Below are 16741 nucleotides of genomic sequence, written 5' to 3'. Positions count from 1 at the left end.
ACCCCACCAGGTGATCCTGGTGGGGTTTTTTGCTTTGTGCGTTTGATTTCTTCATTTATCGCCATGGCGACCGCAATGAGGCAGCCAGGCCGCCTCATTTCACCAGCTCGAACCGGGTTCAGACGCCCCAGAGGATGTCGCACTTGCTGTCGCGCGCCGCCCGCAGCATCTCGAGCATCGGGTAGGCCCGGGTTGAAAAGCTGACCATCTGAACTTGTTCGTGATCCGGATCGTCGTCATCCTCGCTGCGATGCGCCTTGATATCCTGCTCGACCAGTTCGGTCGGTGGATGCTTGCGGCTTTCTTCGATTTCGTGCTCGAGCAGCGTGACGGCGCGCTCGGCCTCGGCCGAGGTGATGACGCCGATTTCCGGCGCCTTGTTCAGCAGGTCAAGAATCCGCTTGGCGTGATCTTGGTACATCATCACGTCGGGATAGGCCTTGGTTTTGAAAGTAATTAACATAATGCGGTCTCGTGTATTTTCATCGTAACTAAACGATAACACGAGTACCGGGTGCGGTCACCCCGCACACGCTGCTAGCGGACGCGATGGCGCAGCAGCCAGGCAAGTGGCAGGGTGCCGAGCGCAATTGCCGCAGCGGCGACAAGTGCGCCGGCGAAAGCGATACCGGCCGGCGCACCTTCCAATGCACGTGGCAGCAGCGAGGCCAGCGCCGCCCACGCGAGCAGGCTGCACAGCTCGAGCAGCCTGGTTGCAACGTTGCCTTTGCCGCGGCTCTGGAACTCGCCGCGCGTCATTGGCCGGCCAGTCCACAGGTTGATCAGTGCCGCGCCCAGTACGGCGCCGCAGACGGTGGCTGCCGTCAAGGTGCCAGCCAGCGGCGCACGTACGGTCAGCCACACCAGCGGCACTACCACCAATCCGAATACCGGAATGACGGCCGCCGCCAGTTTCGCCATCCGTACCGTTGCAGACCGGGCGGGTGATGATTGCAGCAGGTCGGGCGCATCTTCCGCCAGCAGGATGATCCAGGATAGCGCCGCGCTGAGCGAGCCGGACAGCATCGTCAGGCCGGCCGCCATGGCGGGCAGCTGCAGCGCGTCTTTCCGGAACACGAGCAAGCACAGCGGCAGCAAATACAGCAACTGCAGCAGCACCTGTGAAATGAGATGCGGATCGCGCCGGACCAGGCGCCATTCCTTGACGATGACGGCTGCCGCCAGGCCACGGTCGAAGCGATAACGCACCTGCCCGCCGCGTTGAGGCAGCTGCCCGCTGCTTGCCGCCTGTTGCAGGCCGCGCACAAAGAAACGGTGCGTCGACCTGATCGTCAGCAGGGCACACAGCACCCCCAGTCCGGCGATGACGGCAACCGCTGGTGCGTCACCCAGCGCTGCGCGTGCCGGCAGCAAAAGCAGGCTCTGCGGGTCAAGCGACTGCGCCGCAGCCATCACCTTCTCCAGCGCCGACGGCGCCGGACCGCCTTCCTGCGACATGAAGGTACCGGCCTGCGACAGCAGGAACAGGAAGGCGCCCGCCAGTGCACCGAGGACCTGCGCCACCACGCGGGTACGCCGGGCGCCGAGCAGGCGCACGAGGAAAAGCGTGAGCAGCATTGCCATGGAGGCCGCCAGCACCGCCATCGCAATCAGGACCGGATACAGCGCCATCCAGCGGAACTGCCCCAGCAGCAGGCCGACATGGGCGAAGGGCGCCAGGAAGAACAGGTACAGGCCTGCGACACCGAAGGCCATGCCGGCCAGCTTGACGCCGAAAATGCTGCGCGAGGGCAGGGGCGAGGACAACAGCAAGTCCATGTCGCCGCGGTCGAACAGGGTCTCGACGCTTGCCTTCAATGCGCTCGATAGCATGAAGAGGAAGGTCACCAGCAAGATGGCGCTCACCGCGACCACGAATGGAAGGGGCACGGGAGCGGCGGCCGGGCCTGCCGCGCGCAGCAGGGCAAAGACGCCGGCGTGCAGGGCGAACCACACCAGCAGGCCGCTACCCAGCACACGCCAGTTCGGCCGGCGCGGCGCGCCTTTCTTGCCGGATGCGAAGCGCGTGTACCAGAACAGCCGCAGTTCATGGCGCAGCAGCCAGAGGGTACTGCCGGGCCTCAGGTTCACGCCGGGCCTGTCAGACGGAGGAACATCTCTTCCAGCGTTGCACCTGGCGCTGCGACGCGCAACTCGTCGAGCGTGCCCTGGGCGATCAGCCGGCCATGCTGGATGATGCCGATGCGCTGCGCAAGGCGCTCGGCAACTTCCAGGATGTGCGTCGTCAGGATGACCGTGCCGCCCTTGGCGACGTGGGACAGCAGAAGATCCTTGACCTGGCGCGCGGCGCCGGCGTCGAGCCCGGTCAGCGGTTCATCCAGGATCAGCAGCTCCGGCGCATGGATCAGGGCGCCGGCCAGTGCCAGCTTTTGCTTCATGCCGCGCGAAAATCCCTCGGTCAGTTCATGCGCGTGCTTGTCCAGGTCGAGCCAGGCAAGCAGCTCACGCGCCCGTGGCTCGGCCGCTTTGCCATCGATGCCCCACAGGCCCGCGACGAACTCCAGGTATTCGACCGGTTTCAGCTTCCCATACAGCATCGGGTCGTCCGGCAGATACGCAATGCGGCGCTTGGCCGCCGCCGGATCGACGGCCAGGTCGATGCCCAGCACCTCGATCCGTCCCGCAGTGGGTGCCAGCAAGCCGGCGACCATGCGCAAGGTCGTCGTCTTGCCCGCGCCATTCGGGCCCAGCAGCGCATAGAATTCGCCGCGCGCGACCGTGAGGTCCAGCCGGTCGACCGCGGGGCGGCCGAAACTTTTGCTAAGCCCAGTCAGGACGAGCGCAGGCGCGTCCGCCATCACAGTAATGTGAACGACGAGATGAACTGGTCGGTGTGTTCAGGTGTCATTGCTGTTGCCCTCCCCATCACGATCACCTGGTAAAAACGCTTGCCATGGGCTGCGAAGTGGCCGCGCAGCTTCATCGGCTGGCCGTTGGCATTGCCGACCGCATCGATATCGATGGCGGAGTCCGCACCGGCCGCCGCCGCCGCGCTTTCGTGCTCGACCTTCGCACCGATGTTGCGCACGAGCGCCGTCTTCATGGCCGCGACCGCAGCCTGGGCGCGCGCCGGGTCCGGTGCGACGCCGGTACCCACCGCGAACATCACGCCTTCGACCTCGGCGGCCGTCATCGTCATCTCGACTTGCATGCCGTCCAGGTCGACGGCGCGCGTATGTGTCGCGGGCTTGGCCGGGAACATGATCCGGTAAGGCGCATCGGGACTGCTGTAGTCGCGCCAGTTATAGGTCGGATTGCAGCCAAGCAGGAGCAGGGTGGCCGCCAGCGGCAGCGCACAAAATAGTCGTTTTTGCATGGGCCGATGGTAGCAGGGCGGCTGCCCCTGCGCTAGCTCGGCCACGGCTCAACGCTCCTGCAGGCCGCGCCGGTACTGCACCGCTTCGGCCATATGCGCTGCGCCAATTGCCGGCTCTCCCGCCAGGTCGGCGATCGTGCGCGCCACCTTCAGCACCCGATGATAGGCGCGGGCAGACCAGTTCATCAGCGACATGGCAGAGCGCAGCGTCCGCTCGCCGAGCGGGTCGAGCGCGCAATGGCGTTCGATCTCGTGCGTGTTCAGGCGGCCGTTCGGCTTGCCCTGGCGCTCCAATTGCATGGCATGGGCGCGGGCGACGCGCTCGGCGATGCTCCCACTGCTCTCGCCCTCGGCGCGCGCACTCATCGCATCGGGCGACATGGCGTTCACTTCGATCTGCATGTCGATGCGGTCGAGCAAGGGGCCAGAGATACGGTCGCGGTAGCGCAGCGCGGCTTCGTTGGTGCAGTGGCACTTGCCGGAAGGGTGGCCCTGCCAGCCGCAAGGGCAGGGGTTCATCGCGGCGATGAGCTGGAAGCGCGCCGGAAAATCGGCTTGGTTGCCTGCGCGCGAGATCGTGATGCGCCCCGATTCTAGCGGCTGGCGCAATACCTCGAGCACCTTGCGGTCGAACTCCGGCATTACATGATTCTTTCTGTCTGTCCGTACATTCTGACGGCCTGTCCTAGCCCTTCTAGATCCACGTTGCCCCAACTTCCAGTAGGCCAGTCCTTAGCACTTACCTAAAACAAGCCCGTTCTGGCCTACATTCAAAAGCCAAGTTCTGTAGCAGTGACCCGTCGCACGATGAAATTTTTCGATGGTAGCAAGCCGTGTACTGACATAACGTAGGTGAGAGATCGAACGTGGACACTGCCAAGGACACTAAGAGACGAGCCGCCCTTAGTGGCGACCCTAGAATTCGCCGATTACGTCCCGCCGCAGTATGGTTTTTAAGATATAACCTAATCCTCTAACCCATTGATTATAAGAGGTTTTTTGCAATTTCTTGAGTTTTGTGATGGAATGTGTGCTGTGGAGCCGCCACGGACTTGCTTTCTGACAACTTAGGACCTAGTTTGACACAATGGAAATGAAACCTTACCGGCTTGAGCTGATACGGCCATCGACTGTCTTGCCTCTCATTCATGACGTTCGTCAGGAATTCGATCTGGGGCCGTTCGAACCAACCATGTGGAGGACAAACGACGTGCCTCTCATCGCCGCGATCCTTAACCGGGACAACAAAATACATTGGCTCAGTACGACGTATCTTGCGGAGCGTGCTTTGGAAAGTACAAGTTTGACCGGAGATACGGTGCGCTCATATGGGTACTCACTTGTACTGTGGCTCAACTATCTTTCATCAAAAAATCTACTTCTTGAGTTAGTTACTGAAGCCGATCTGCAAATTTTTCGAAATACTGTTTGGAATAGGAATTCGGGATTTTCGGAACCGAGACAAAAAGCGTATCGCAGCACGGTAATTGCTCGCGTGGAGACGGCAAGAAGATTCCACGAATGGGGACAATCCAATGGTAAGTTCTTTAGCCCGCTCGGAATGGGTGGGCCGATGCGTTACACTCTGCCTCCCGAGCAGCGGCTTCCTAAAATAGTGAAAGCTACTGAACTTAAAAATATAATTGGCATTGCGCCAGAACCCTATAATCTCGCTTTTAAGTGGGCCGTTACAGCAGGACTCAGGCGTTTCGAGTTATGCGGCTTAAGCAAGGGACAAGTGGAGTCCCTTACGTACGGAGATTTGAACGAAATAGGCGAAATGGATGTCTATCGGAAAGGCGGACGGTTGATCACCACATATTTTCCTAACGCTTTGTTGCATGACACCATTTGGTATATTCAAACCAGTCGGCCGACTCCGAAAAAAGGTATGGAAGATGTACTATTTCTGAGTCCAAACGGGTATAAACTGCAGCGCGAAGAAATCTCGAGGGTTTTCCGGAGGTGTGCAGACAAATTTGGAATTGGCGCGGTTTTGCATCATTTAAGGCATACCTTTGCAGTAACGACTTTAGAAATTCTCCAAAGAAAAGCGAATGCTGGAGGTTCGGTCAATCCTCTGAAGACTCTTCAAATTTTGATGGGTCACAGATCTCTTGAGTCTACTCAGATATATTTGAGGGCTATGGATGTATATTCTGACGAGGTGGCCGAAGCTCTAAGCTTTCTCTACGGGGCGGCATCGGTCGCATGAGCATGCTTGAAAAAAAATATATTTCAGAGATAACTGACGAGTTTGGAAATGTGGTCTCTCGACTCGACTTCGAAAATTTAGGAATTAGCCTCCGGATTGCTGAGGTTTTGAAAGAAAGTTTCGATGCGCTTACTGGCCAAAACTCCCAAGAATCTCGACGCCAGACTTGGCGGTGTCTTAAGAAGTTTGCCAAGTTCATTATATCTGATCACTCGGAATCTAAACCTATCCTAAATAATGAAACGCTGGCGGAATTTCGCGGTTGGCTGGCTACTCAACCTTTGGCAGATAGCACGAGACAGTCTCATTTTAACGATGTAAAGAGATCGTTGGCTTGGATTGGGAGAAATAGATCTGATGTGTTGCCCTATGCACATTCACTCGATGTTGCTGGTTTTTATCGACAAGAACCAGAGTCTGCAACACCCCTAAGCGAAGCTGATACTAAAGCGATTCTGCGGGCATGTTATCTGGAGATTGATGAGATTGTTAGCCGTCTTGAGTGCGGTAAAAAAATTCTTTCGAGTAACGAACTGACGCAAAGCGAGTCCGATTTAAAACGTCTGCTCGTTGAGCTCTTGGAGTTAGGTGCCGGCGATATCCCGATTCAATCGAAGCTAAATAGCCGAGGTAGTGGCTTCTCTAATCGACCAGTGTTGAATTTGTTCGGACTTGCCGCGGTCACGGAAATGTTATTCCTCGTGACAAAAGACATACTACCCTTTTATGTCGCGATCTTAATTCAATGTGCCGGCAATCCTATGGCTATCCAACACATGAATAGAGATTGTGTTAAAGGCCACCCAGTTCGGACCGATAGAAGAAGAGTTACATGGATGAAGCCACGTGCAAATAGAGAACAGTTGGCTGATTTTGCCAGTCATCGTCCACGTAACGCGGCGAACTTAATCGATCAGTTGTTGTTGCTAAACGCGGGTCTTGTTGAGCGCGCGCCACGTAAATTCAAGGGCAAACTTTTTATCGCACGAACTCGACATGGCGTTAGCGTCCCATGCGCGCAAACACTTCATAATTTATTAAAGAACTTTATTTCTAAAAATGAGTTAATAGACTTTGATTTCGAACAGTGTAGAGCAACCAACGGGACGCTACATTTTGAAGAGACGGATGATATTGGCGTTGCGCAAAGGCGACTAAATCATGCAAGTCCTCGAACTACAGTAATTTATGCAAGGCAATCTTTATCTCGAAGAAATGATCGACTAATAAGTAGATTTCAGGGGCTATTAATTTTAGAATCTGAAAATGGTGTCCCTTCTACTCCAGTCATCCTGCCGACGGCGAACCCTAAACGGCAGCCGAGGCTAATGAGTACGCTTTTTGGCTTTGATTGTAAGGATCCCTTTGCCGGAATTGCACCTGGAAGCGTCCCAGGAAAGCGTTGTCCAAAATTTAATGGATGTGCCGGCTGTTCCGGATCGATTGTTGTATTAGATGATTTACATGTACTCGCAAAGCTTTTGATGAGTTCTAAAATACTAGGCGAAACGCGCAACCGGGCTACCGCTGAAGGATGGCGCGAAAGGTTCAACGCTGTATACGGCGGAATGCAAGAAATCATTGACAACGAACTACTTCCGAAGGCTAATCGGGCAATGATTGAAAAGGCTTATCTATTAATGGGATCGATAAATATTCCCACTCTCGAATAGGAATGTTAATGCTCAGTATCGAAAAACTTAGTTCTAAGACGTGGAAAATTCTTCCCTATCCGGGGACCTCTAATGGCGCCCGCGACATTGTTTGGGATGAATTGACTTTTCTAGGAGCAGGGACGAAGCATCAGAGAGAATACTTTAAGCAGTCCGTTCGCGAGTTACTTGAGGCTCTGGTCAAGAGGGCCGAATCATGCAACGGCCAGCTCAGTCCTCTAACCGTCTATAGTAAGGTGAACCGCCTCTGGGCGTTCGCTGAATGGCTGACTCAAAGGGGCATCTGGCTTATGAGTGATGTCAGAGAAGAAGACTTAGTCGAATATATCGCAGATAAGGTCGTGTGTGTACAGGCTAAGGGGAGGGTTCCTCGCGCAAAAACAATCTCTTCATACGTTACATTCTTCCGCGAACTCTTCCTAGTTCGTAAGCACTATACTAGTCCAATACGTTTCGATCCACACTGTTCAATTGGCCTAGATTCCTTAGTTAAGAAGGGCAGTGACCTTGTGCCTTGGAAAGCTCTTCCCTTGGAAGTTGCCAAATCGCTTATTCTGGACGCATTAGTCTGGATTAAGGATATTGCGCCATTATTGATCTTGTTGCTTCAACAAATCGAAATGGAAGTCGGTTGCTGTGTGGGGCTGACTAAGAAGCAGGTCACAAAGAGAACGGCCAGCGCGTTCGAAAAAATCTCTCATCGAGAAGAATATAAAAAAATTTTTGATCTTCTAAAAGATGAGTCTAAGACCACGGCCGAGATTTTACGTCGAGCGGTGCGCCTGACGAAGGGGGCTGTGCTTGTCGAAATTCTCTTTTTAATAGGGATGAGAATAAGTGAGGCTAATTCTCTTGATGCCAATAACATCACCTATGAGGTGCATGAAGATGGGATGCAGTACCGGTATGTCAACGGAGTTGCGGCCAAGAAAAAGGGTTTGAAAAGAGGCTGGGTAGCACCGGAAGAAGTCGTCACGGCAATCAAAGCATTGCAAGATATGAATGGCCCGATTGCTACGGGAAGAGAGCAAGTCCATCTTTTTCAAAATATTATGGGAAATGGTTTAAGAGCGAGGGTTGGGACTAAGATCCGCCCCCCGTCGTATACGACTCTGCGAAATTTGTTGGTTGATTTTGCTCGATCATCGCATCGTGCTGAACCTTATTTCGGAGATTTACACCCGCATCGGGGACGTAAAACGTTCGCCCGTTTCGTGACTCTTCGTGATAAACGCGGGCTTGGTGCGTTAGTCCAGCATTATGGACATTTATATGCGGCATTTTTAGACGGCGCGTATGTAGGTACGGATATTGAACTAAAAGAAATGCTTGATGAAGAAAATAGGGCAGATCTTGCAGAAGGTTTGATGGATTTGCTTTCGAGCGAAACACTTGGGGGTAAAGGAGCAAGGGCGTTGTCGCAACTGCGTGACTCAGTTGAAATAGAGTTGAAATTCTCCGGTCGAGTTGCGATCCATGCCATTGTTGACCGGATGATTAAGCAAGGAGTTAAACTTGCGCCTTGCGATTGGGGCTATTGTCTCTACCAACAGGATGTGTCTGCATGCCGCGGTGGCCCCACGGGCCCTAATTCGATAAACAGAAGTCCAAGCACGTGCTCCAGTTGTCAAAACTTTGCCGTCTCTGAGAAATATCGCGGCTGGTGGGAGCAAAGATATGCGCGCGACGAAGATTTTTTGAGGAACCATGATATCCCCGTTCAAACGAGCGAATTTGTGAATGCGAGACTAAGTGAGGCAGGAAAAATATTGAATGACTTGACCGCAAAATTTGTTAGCGTACTAGATTAGGTGGAGCATTCTGAATGAAAGGAAAATACGCTGCTCTGAGCGTCGGCCCTCGTCAAAGTGTGGAGAATGTATTGACGTACCTGGAAAACCTTGGTCCAAACACAAGTGTTTCAGTCGTAGAGATATGTAAGCTTGCAAAAGTTAGCCGAGCAAACTTATATAGCTCTTACCCAGACCTTGTCGCGAAGATTAAGCTCTTGAATAAAATGGAGCCCCCAGATAAAAATAGCTTTAGTCAGAGCCGTATTTCACAGTCAAAGGTTGGTGACCTACGGAAGGTTGTATCTGCGCTGATTGCCCAGTGTATAGAATTACAGCTCGAGAACGAGAGCTTAGCGAAGCAATTGAAGGCTAAGAAAGAGTCTGAGGAAGGAAAAAACGGAAGCCGTAGTCGAAAGATGCGCCGATAGGTTAGATCTATGACTTGGCGGTCGGGATCGTTGTTGAAATATAGGACCTCGGAGTGCGAGACAAGCGTGACCATCTACTTACGCGACGAGCTTGCTACGCATGGTTGAGCCGACTGCGGTCTATTTCGTATGCTCAGCAACTACGTGGCCCAAATACTTTCGTGGACTATTTTGAGATGCTTCCGAGATCGTCGCTTCTGCGTCTTGAGAGCTTGTACAGTGCCAAAGAGCCATACCGGGCGCAAGACGAGGTGCTATATTGACCGTATGGAAAATTCCTTGGACAAACTGCGCGCCATTGTGATCCGCGCGGGCGATAAGTGGACCGCTAACGGCTTGCCGCCAGTGGCGATCTCGCAATTTGAAGGAAGCTAAATGCGTTTGCTGGTTTTGTCTGATCTCCATCTTGAAGCGTGGCGCGACTTTGCCCCAAAGTTCGACACTAGGGCTAGTCGTCCGGATGTCGTGGTGTTAGCTGGAGACATCCATACGAAGGCCCGCGCTCCGGCCTGGGCAGCTCGGACCTTCTCAGACACCCCAGTAATGTATGTCTCCGGCAATCACGAATTTTACGGAGAAGCCCTTGATCATATGGGAAACGCGATACGTGTCGAGTGCGAGAAGTATTCGAATGTGCATTACCTCGACTGTGACGAGTACGTACTGCAAGGCGTACGTTTCTTGGGGGTGACGCTGTGGACTGACTTCTTGCTGTTTGGTTCCAATCTCAGACGTAATGTCATGGACAATACTGGGAACTTGATGAACGACTACCATCGGATACGTGTGGCGTCGGCGGGCTATCGCAAGTTACGGCCACAGGACACCGCACAGCTCCATGCGGAACAAAGGTCATGGCTCGAGGCAAAGCTCAGTGACTCTTTCCTGGGCCCGACAGTGGTCATTACGCATATGGCGCCATCGAGGCGATCTGTTGCGCCCCAATATGCTTCAGATCTGGTTTCGGGTGCATTTGCGTCAGACCTAGATGAGGTCGTCCGTCTCGCAACCCTATGGATTCACGGACATACTCACACGAGCTTTGATTATTCTGTCGACCAATGCAGAGTCGTGGCCAATCCTTTAGGCTATATGATGAGAGGCGGCCACGCCGAAAATGATGATTTCGATCCGAGCTTCATTGTGGAATTAAGTTAACCTCCTCCGTCCGTGGACGGAAGTCTGGTCTCGCGCCGATGCCGAGGACCGAAGTTTCCCTTGGTGATCGCGCGCGTTACGACTGCGCTTATCAGGTCAGGATGCACGGTGGGCTTTGGTGATCCGGATAGCAAAACATGGCAACCGGATGCGGACCTACTGAACGCAGAAAACCCCGGATCGATGATCGCAGCAAGATGGCTCGCTGATCCGAAGGATGTTGAGTTCATGGTGTTTGCACGGCGGCAAAGCCGGTAACACCAGAAGTACCGACGAAGGTCCGCGAAGGGTCGGTTCCAGCCCTTCGTGACAATCTGCGGATTTTCCTGGTTGGCAAGCTGCTATCCTGATCCACAGGCTGCTCTCGGCCAAAAGCGGTCGTTGACGCACAGCGATAACATTCAATTGAAGGGTAGACATGACCGTCTTTCGTAAGGCGCTTGTTCTCGCGATTATTTTTGCTACGGTAGCGGGGTGCGCAGCTTTACTCAATGCTGTGCCATTGAGGGGAGTATCTTTGTCGAGAGCGATTCTTGGAGTTGGCTCCTTTGGCTGTTTCGGATTTTTGCTCGGTGGGATTTACGCATTCGATCCAGAATCCGATTTGAAAATCAAGTCGAGTTCGATTGGTCGTATCTTGTTTGGCGTCGCAGCAGCATTGTTATTGTCTGTCCTGTGGAGATGGTCGCTCGAAGCATCGGCGCTTGCAGCGATCAGTGGCGCTACGCTCGCGTATTTCGGTATGGCTTGGGCCAAATACGCCGAATTTTAACTAGAAGTGAACGTCCGGTTTGGGTCGGTAGCGGAAGTTACAATAGGTCCGCCAACGGCCAGGAGCGGACGTCGCAACCCGCTCAAATCATGACGTTATAACTGAGGTTGACATGGTGTACTTAGCTCTGACTCCGCAAGGTCTGCAAGAAATCCTTGATACTCCTGAAGCAGTGCAGATGCCTGTATGGTGCGGGGCAAATGCGTTGTCTGAGGCGGATTTTGCGAAGCTTGAGCGTAGCAATATCACCCGGTTTATTTACTCGTTCGAGAATGCCGACAAGGCGACAATCCAAAGTGCCCTGTCTACTATCGAAGATCATCATCCGGGAGAGCGCATCTGGGTTGAGAGCGTCGTTTTCGACGATTGACTACGGGGCCCAGAAACGTCTGCAATGGGTCGTAAGCTGCCGTCCACTGGACGGCAGCAATCGGCCAGAAGCAGTCCTTGAGACTGACGTACAGTGGGCATAAGCAGAGCCGCAAATAACATGAAAATTGATAAAAAACTGACTTCAAGGCTGCCGAAGAACGGCAATGATGTTGAGGGGGTTAAAGAACTGTTGGCCTTAGGTTATCCTGCGATAGCACCCGTATTGCCACATCTTTTTCAATGGCTGGAGACTGGTGGTCCAGTTGTTGAGTCTGCCATTCAGCCGTTCTTTGCTGAGTTAGGTGCGCCAGCTCGAGATCTTGCCTGCAAGGCGCTCGAGGCGTCGATCAAACCTGCGCTTAAATATCGACTTCTACGCTACGTGTTGCCCACATGGCCGCGTGACGTGCTGATCACTTTGCCTCTAGAGCAATTGCTGCAGCAGTACGATTTCTATGGTCTGGATGTGTGGGCGCTTAAGCTGATGATCGATAAACGCATTCCCGGCCATAGTGAGCTGGAGGAATGGAGAAAGTTTAAGATCCGACACTTGAAAGAACTACTAGAGGTGCTGGACAGCTAAGCGGTAGTTGGCCTCAAGCCGCGGATGTAATGAACCCGCACAAAATGTCCGCTTCGGGTCGGTAGCGGAAGTTACAATAGGTCCGCCAACGGCCAATAGCGGTCATTACGAGACGTACAGCGTTTACCTAGTGTTCCAACGTATCACAGCGAGTTCCATATGCCCACACACTTAAGCCACAACGAGTATGTCGAGTCCAAGCGACGGCAGGTGGTCGAGACAGCACAAGCAATGCTTGATGGCCATTTAGGTTACTTGGTCGGTTCACGACGGCTTTCTGCCCTTCGTCACGACGTTGATGTGGCCGACAGCGACGCTGACTTTCTAACCTTTGTCGGTATCGATTCTGATACCGATGCGCTTCCCCTCGGCGAGGTGCGACGGCATTGGAGTGCGGAGGCGTTAGCCAAACTCGAGCCTGAGATTCAAAGCGCCGAGGGGTGGGCAGCTGAGGTAGGTAGTGAGGCGTGCAGATCGTTGATAGCGCGATTCTCTGAGCAAGAGTCGGGCTGATTTAAGGGTGTTCGCGAACGTCTGCAATGGGTCGGTAGCGGAAGTTACAATAGGTCCGCCAACGGCCAGGAGCGGACGTCGCAACCCGCTCAAATCATGACGTTATAACTGAGGTTGACATGGTGTACTTAGCTCTGACTCCGCAAGGTCTGCAAGAAATCCTTGATACTCCTGAAGCAGTGCAGATGCCTGTATGGTGCGGGGCAAATGCGTTGTCTGAGGCGGATTTTGCGAAGCTTGAGCGTAGCAATATCACCCGGTTTATTTACTCGTTCGAGAATGCCGACAAGGCGACAATCCAAAGGGCCCTGTCTACTATCGAAGATCATCATCCGGGAGAGCGCATCTGGGTTGAGAGCGTCGTTTTCGACGATTGACTACGGGGCCCAGAAACGTCTGCAATGGGTCGGATGCGGATGTTCAGGGTAGGTCTACAACCGGCTAGGAGCGGTCACTTTGAGTCCCGCCAATACCTCTTGCGCCTCCTGCTGCTACAGCAGAGAATGACCTTATGATGTTCAGAGAAAAAATTCAGGAAGCCGTCGGGGACACGTATCGATTTGGACTGTTTTACAGGTTTCCTGGAAGTCTTCGCTTTGAACTATCAAGTGGAGACAGTCCGCTCGACCAAGTGCTGACGGCTCTGCGCAAGGCAACTGCTGTTTGCGATGATGTGTTTATGGGAGAAGAGCGGATCCTTGTTCATCTACAGGCCTTCGCATCAGCTTCGCGTTTTAGCCTTCGCGAGATGCTTCGCGAGCTTCGACTGGCCGGAATCGTCGTACCAAGCGTCAGGGATGTGTGGGTAGATAAAACTGACGAGGATGACGACTACGGAGCTGGACATTGGGTCAGCTGCGCTTTCGAAGTCCCGGTGGCCAAACTGCAAAACCTACTTTGGTGTGCCGTCGCTACCGATTTTGGCTCGTTACACCCGAATCCACATTGCCGCGTCTACCTGCTCAACTCGCACAAGGGCATTGTTTGTCACCCCTACGACGATAGGGGCATGGACGTAATTGGTCGACATAAGTCGGCCCTAGCCGAGCTATACATGCGACATAATGATTTGTTACTCGAGTACGACTTGGAAGTCATGCGCCAGACGTTCGGGCAACCGTAGTCTCCGACACACTATAGACGTCTGCTCTGGGTCGGTTGCGGTCCTTCGCTGGTAGACTGCTTCCGGCCAGAAGCGGAAGTTCAAGTCGCCGAAAAGCGCATGGTTCGTTGTCAGGTTTGCTATTCTCTAGGCAACTCATTTACCCGCCCATCAAGCTGCATACCAGCTATGGGCGCAACCAGGAGTATTATGTTACGCATTGAACGAGCGGTCGTTGCCGCGAACTCACGCTTCAAATCGAATGGGGCGATCGTATTCCTTGGCCTGACCCTTATCTCGGCCCTGTCCAGCCTCGCCGGCTGTGTCCAGGCGCCCGCCGCACAAGCAGACACCGTCATACTCGGTAGCACCGCCGTCGCCAGCACGACGACGTCGGCCCGGACGAACGCCACATGCGCCAAACCCGAATATTCGAAGGAAGCGCTCCGGCGCGGTTCGCAGGGCACCACGACCATCCGCTTCCTGATCGATACCGATGGCAGCGTCGCCCAGTCCAATATCCTGAAATCCAGCGGCGACTTATCGCTCGACGAGGCGGCGCTTTCTGCACTGTCCAAATGCCGCTTCAAGCCGGCCGTCAAAGATGGCCAGCCACAGCGCGCCTGGGTTCCGGTCCAATACGTCTGGTCATTGGCCCCCGCCGGCAGACCTCAAGTGCCACCCACGGCCGCCGCGCAGCCTTAGAACCAATGGGGCAGTCAGAAGCCTAAACGATTTCACGCTTAAGGCTGCTTTGGGTCCAGCCTGTGTAAAAACGCGCGATCAACGCTTTTTCGTGGGTCGGTTTCCTGTTGCCGACTCTCCGAAAATGCCGTGGCGGTCGTTTTGAATGGTCGAGGCTGTAAGCAAATTCGCCTGAGGCGGCGTTTTTACACAGCCTGGGTCGTAAAGGGGACGCCACCGAAGTCCGAAATCGGGCCAAAAGCGGACATGAACGGCAATGCGAAAAGGGGCGAACGTGGCAATTTCCGCAGTCATCGATATCGTTGGTCATACTATCGAAGGGATGGCCGTATGGTGTTACTTGTTTTCGCCGGCGTACCGCTCTACAGTGCACGAGCGGTGGCGTGACCAATCCAGGTTTGAAACAGGAATGGAAATTTTCTACTACGGTCTAAGTTTCATTTTTGTCACCCTCATTGTTGGAGGGCTGGGCCGGTTGGTAGTTTCTTCGATCTTGTCGCCTACCTGAATGGGCAACATGCCGATGTCCGCTAAGGGTCGGTTCCAGCCCTTCGTGACAATCTGCGGATTTTCCCGGTTGGCAAGCTGCTATCCTGATACCACAGGCTGCTCTCGGCCCAGGCTGTGTAAAAACGCAAATCGCGCAGCCAACTTGCGATGCCTGACCCTCGAGAACGCTCGCTATGGCGTTTTCTCGACGTTGGGAATGGTAAAGCGACCCCTGAAAACGTCGCGATTTCGCGTTTTTACACAGCCTGGGCCAAGAGCAGACATAAGTGAGCGAAGAAGTTGAGTTCCCAGCCGCCCGTTCCGGCGTTTAACAATCTAAGGGTGTAGATGGGAATTATTCTTATACCAATGTTTCTCGTGATGCTCATTGGCTTTTCTTACTTGGGCATCAAGTCAGGTGCACAAGCTATTTTGCGAGCCCAGGGGCGGCTGGCGGCTACATTGATTCTCGTAGCGATGAGTACCGTTCTCATCGCTGCCGCGATTGGTTTGCCTTTTACGGTCGTAGCGTCAACTCGGGTATCAGCAGGTGCCTTTATTTTCTTCGTAATCCTTGGGGTGGCAGGCGTCGCCGGATTGGCTGGAGCGTATTTCAAGGAACAGTTCCGCAAGACCGACAAGCCAGTTCATGGCCTGTCCGCTGCTGCTTTCTTTCTCGCTGCTGCTAGTTTTCCAGTTACCTGGCTTTGGTTAGCAGAACGAATGAAGGCATGGTTCATCGTTGGCTGGGATTTTTGATCGCCTTGCCGCCCGCTTCGGGTCGGTTCCGGTCCTTCGTGACAATCTGAGGATTTTTCCCTTGGGCAGGCTGCTATGCTGTTGGCACAGCTGCTTTCGGCCAGTAGCGGGCGTTACGCACTACTCATCAAACAGCCTTTGCCTCCTTACCAATGCTTAAGCTGCTTAGCAAACTTTTAGGACGGGACTTGACCGCCCCACCCGAGTCAGCCGTAGAGGTAGACGAAAGCCTCTCGGACGCACAAATTTTCAAAGAGTATTTTTCTGTTTCAAAAAAGACTAAACAGGCATTGAGACGTTTCGTTAAACTCATCACTGCGCAATTGGGTGTTGAAGAAAGCCAGCGCCTAACCAAATCGGTACTTTCACACCTGGGGCCGGGCGATGCGGCAAGTGAAGCAATCGAAAACGGCATCCTTGATGACGGACAGCGTCGGGGCAAGTGGGTCCTGATGCAAGTTGATTGGAAAGCCACTGAGGAAGTGGAATGGCAGGCGAACGAACTGCTTATCGTTGCCGGGATTACCGAAATCTGGCATCTGCAAGGCGGAGTGAAATTGACCGTTCCGCGAGCGCTGTTGGAATTTTCGTCCTGGGTGGAACATCGGGGGTTCCGGCTACTTCATCTGGACTTAGGTCACGACGCCTATTATGCGTTACTCGTGTCGATGGACAAATTAGAAGAGATTCTGCGAGCCGCGGCAGAAGCTGGTCTGAAGGTCCAAGGATCGGAAGATTTTCAACTTGAGCACGCGCACGACTGATGCAAAAGAACTTGTTGGGGGATCACCCGGAACGCCGTTTCTTGGGGTTTACTCAGGTGCTGGGCTGATGTCTGCAAT

Annotated in this window: 16 protein-coding genes and 1 pseudogene; 12 read left to right on the top strand and 5 right to left on the bottom strand. The window is 53.9% G+C overall.

Annotated features, from left to right (window positions below; genetic code table 11):
• Nucleotides 1-118: 118 nt before the first annotated feature.
• The 5 genes and pseudogenes from ACHAC9_RS23635 to ACHAC9_RS23615 all read right to left on the bottom strand — a co-directional run.
• Complete coding sequence (locus ACHAC9_RS23635) at nucleotides 119-463, bottom strand: DUF1840 domain-containing protein (RefSeq protein WP_435764096.1); 345 nt, start codon at nucleotides 461-463, stop codon at nucleotides 119-121.
• A 74-nt stretch (nucleotides 464-537) separates the two neighbouring features.
• Entirely contained in the window at nucleotides 538-2091 is a 1554-nt protein-coding gene (locus ACHAC9_RS23630) for a putative ABC transporter permease subunit (RefSeq protein WP_435764094.1), read from the bottom strand.
• Complete coding sequence (locus ACHAC9_RS23625; RefSeq protein ID WP_435764092.1) at nucleotides 2088-2819, bottom strand: ABC transporter ATP-binding protein; 732 nt, start codon at nucleotides 2817-2819, stop codon at nucleotides 2088-2090. Before ACHAC9_RS23625 ends, ACHAC9_RS23630 begins: the two co-directional genes overlap by 4 nt.
• The gene (locus ACHAC9_RS23620) at nucleotides 2819-3337 is read right to left on the bottom strand and encodes a hypothetical protein (protein WP_435764090.1); all 519 of its coding nucleotides are present in this window, start codon (nucleotides 3335-3337) and stop codon (nucleotides 2819-2821) included. Before ACHAC9_RS23620 ends, ACHAC9_RS23625 begins: the two co-directional genes overlap by 1 nt.
• 48 nt (nucleotides 3338-3385) lie before the next feature.
• Nucleotides 3386-3979: pseudogene (locus tag ACHAC9_RS23615) on the bottom strand (ATP-binding protein); the annotation flags it as partial.
• Nucleotides 3980-4424: 445 nt separating this feature from the next.
• On the opposite strand from ACHAC9_RS23615, the gene ACHAC9_RS23610 reads away from it, so the two are divergent.
• The 12 genes from ACHAC9_RS23610 to ACHAC9_RS23555 all read left to right on the top strand — a co-directional run bounded on the left by ACHAC9_RS23610 (nucleotide 4425) and on the right by ACHAC9_RS23555 (nucleotide 16663).
• Nucleotides 4425-5552, top strand: a complete 1128-nt coding sequence (locus tag ACHAC9_RS23610; RefSeq protein ID WP_435764088.1) for a tyrosine-type recombinase/integrase — start codon at nucleotides 4425-4427, stop codon at nucleotides 5550-5552.
• Complete coding sequence (locus ACHAC9_RS23605; protein WP_435764086.1) at nucleotides 5549-7225, top strand: hypothetical protein; 1677 nt, start codon at nucleotides 5549-5551, stop codon at nucleotides 7223-7225. Before ACHAC9_RS23610 ends, ACHAC9_RS23605 begins: the two co-directional genes overlap by 4 nt.
• A gap of 8 nt (nucleotides 7226-7233) precedes the next feature.
• On the top strand, nucleotides 7234-9036 hold the full coding sequence (locus ACHAC9_RS23600; protein WP_435764084.1) for a hypothetical protein: 1803 nt from the start codon (nucleotides 7234-7236) through the stop codon (nucleotides 9034-9036).
• A 785-nt stretch (nucleotides 9037-9821) separates the two neighbouring features.
• The gene (locus ACHAC9_RS23595; protein ID WP_435764082.1) at nucleotides 9822-10604 is read left to right on the top strand and encodes a metallophosphoesterase; all 783 of its coding nucleotides are present in this window, start codon (nucleotides 9822-9824) and stop codon (nucleotides 10602-10604) included.
• Between the two features lie 418 nt (nucleotides 10605-11022).
• Complete coding sequence (locus ACHAC9_RS23590; protein ID WP_435764080.1) at nucleotides 11023-11376, top strand: hypothetical protein; 354 nt, start codon at nucleotides 11023-11025, stop codon at nucleotides 11374-11376.
• A gap of 112 nt (nucleotides 11377-11488) precedes the next feature.
• Nucleotides 11489-11746, top strand: a complete 258-nt coding sequence (locus ACHAC9_RS23585) for a hypothetical protein (protein WP_435764078.1) — start codon at nucleotides 11489-11491, stop codon at nucleotides 11744-11746.
• 120 nt (nucleotides 11747-11866) lie between these two features.
• Nucleotides 11867-12331, top strand: a complete 465-nt coding sequence (locus tag ACHAC9_RS23580; protein WP_435764076.1) for a hypothetical protein — start codon at nucleotides 11867-11869, stop codon at nucleotides 12329-12331.
• Nucleotides 12332-12963: 632 nt separating this feature from the next.
• Nucleotides 12964-13221 (top strand): hypothetical protein, encoded by a 258-nt coding sequence (locus ACHAC9_RS23575; RefSeq protein ID WP_435764074.1) that lies wholly within the window; start codon nucleotides 12964-12966, stop codon nucleotides 13219-13221.
• A gap of 134 nt (nucleotides 13222-13355) precedes the next feature.
• A complete protein-coding gene (locus ACHAC9_RS23570; protein ID WP_435764072.1) occupies nucleotides 13356-13967 on the top strand; it encodes a DUF3885 domain-containing protein in 612 nt (203 codons plus the stop codon).
• A gap of 189 nt (nucleotides 13968-14156) precedes the next feature.
• Nucleotides 14157-14651 carry an energy transducer TonB gene (locus ACHAC9_RS23565; RefSeq protein ID WP_435764070.1) on the top strand — a complete coding sequence of 165 codons (495 nt, stop codon included), beginning with the start codon at nucleotides 14157-14159 and terminating at the stop codon, nucleotides 14649-14651.
• A gap of 837 nt (nucleotides 14652-15488) precedes the next feature.
• Nucleotides 15489-15899, top strand: coding sequence for a hypothetical protein (locus ACHAC9_RS23560; protein ID WP_435764068.1), 411 nt, complete (start codon nucleotides 15489-15491; stop codon nucleotides 15897-15899).
• A gap of 188 nt (nucleotides 15900-16087) precedes the next feature.
• Entirely contained in the window at nucleotides 16088-16663 is a 576-nt protein-coding gene (locus ACHAC9_RS23555) for a DUF6630 family protein (RefSeq protein WP_435764066.1), read from the top strand.
• Nucleotides 16664-16741: the final 78 nt, after the last annotated feature.

Origin of the sequence: Massilia sp. CMS3.1, assembly GCF_051262535.1 — a bacterium.
Lineage (GTDB): Bacteria > Pseudomonadota > Gammaproteobacteria > Burkholderiales > Burkholderiaceae_D > Telluria.
This window is presented reverse-complemented; position numbering and strand designations above follow the sequence as displayed.

Bases quoted from the DNA above. Each gene is read 5' to 3' on its own strand.
- ACHAC9_RS23620 (WP_435764090.1), bottom strand. From the start codon at position 3,337: ATGCAAAAACGACTATTTTGTGCGCTGCCGCTGGCGGCCACCCTGCTC.
- ACHAC9_RS23635 (WP_435764096.1), bottom strand. From the start codon at position 463: ATGTTAATTACTTTCAAAACCAAGGCCTATCCCGACGTGATGATGTAC.
- ACHAC9_RS23625 (WP_435764092.1), bottom strand. From the start codon at position 2,819: ATGGCGGACGCGCCTGCGCTCGTCCTGACTGGGCTTAGCAAAAGTTTC.
- ACHAC9_RS23575 (WP_435764074.1), top strand. From the start codon at position 12,964: ATGGTGTACTTAGCTCTGACTCCGCAAGGTCTGCAAGAAATCCTTGAT.
- ACHAC9_RS23590 (WP_435764080.1), top strand. From the start codon at position 11,023: ATGACCGTCTTTCGTAAGGCGCTTGTTCTCGCGATTATTTTTGCTACG.
- ACHAC9_RS23570 (WP_435764072.1), top strand. From the start codon at position 13,356: ATGATGTTCAGAGAAAAAATTCAGGAAGCCGTCGGGGACACGTATCGA.
- ACHAC9_RS23585 (WP_435764078.1), top strand. From the start codon at position 11,489: ATGGTGTACTTAGCTCTGACTCCGCAAGGTCTGCAAGAAATCCTTGAT.
- ACHAC9_RS23565 (WP_435764070.1), top strand. From the start codon at position 14,157: ATGTTACGCATTGAACGAGCGGTCGTTGCCGCGAACTCACGCTTCAAA.
- ACHAC9_RS23600 (WP_435764084.1), top strand. From the start codon at position 7,234: ATGCTCAGTATCGAAAAACTTAGTTCTAAGACGTGGAAAATTCTTCCC.
- ACHAC9_RS23560 (WP_435764068.1), top strand. From the start codon at position 15,489: ATGGGAATTATTCTTATACCAATGTTTCTCGTGATGCTCATTGGCTTT.
- ACHAC9_RS23580 (WP_435764076.1), top strand. From the start codon at position 11,867: ATGAAAATTGATAAAAAACTGACTTCAAGGCTGCCGAAGAACGGCAAT.
- ACHAC9_RS23605 (WP_435764086.1), top strand. From the start codon at position 5,549: ATGAGCATGCTTGAAAAAAAATATATTTCAGAGATAACTGACGAGTTT.
- ACHAC9_RS23595 (WP_435764082.1), top strand. From the start codon at position 9,822: ATGCGTTTGCTGGTTTTGTCTGATCTCCATCTTGAAGCGTGGCGCGAC.
- ACHAC9_RS23610 (WP_435764088.1), top strand. From the start codon at position 4,425: ATGGAAATGAAACCTTACCGGCTTGAGCTGATACGGCCATCGACTGTC.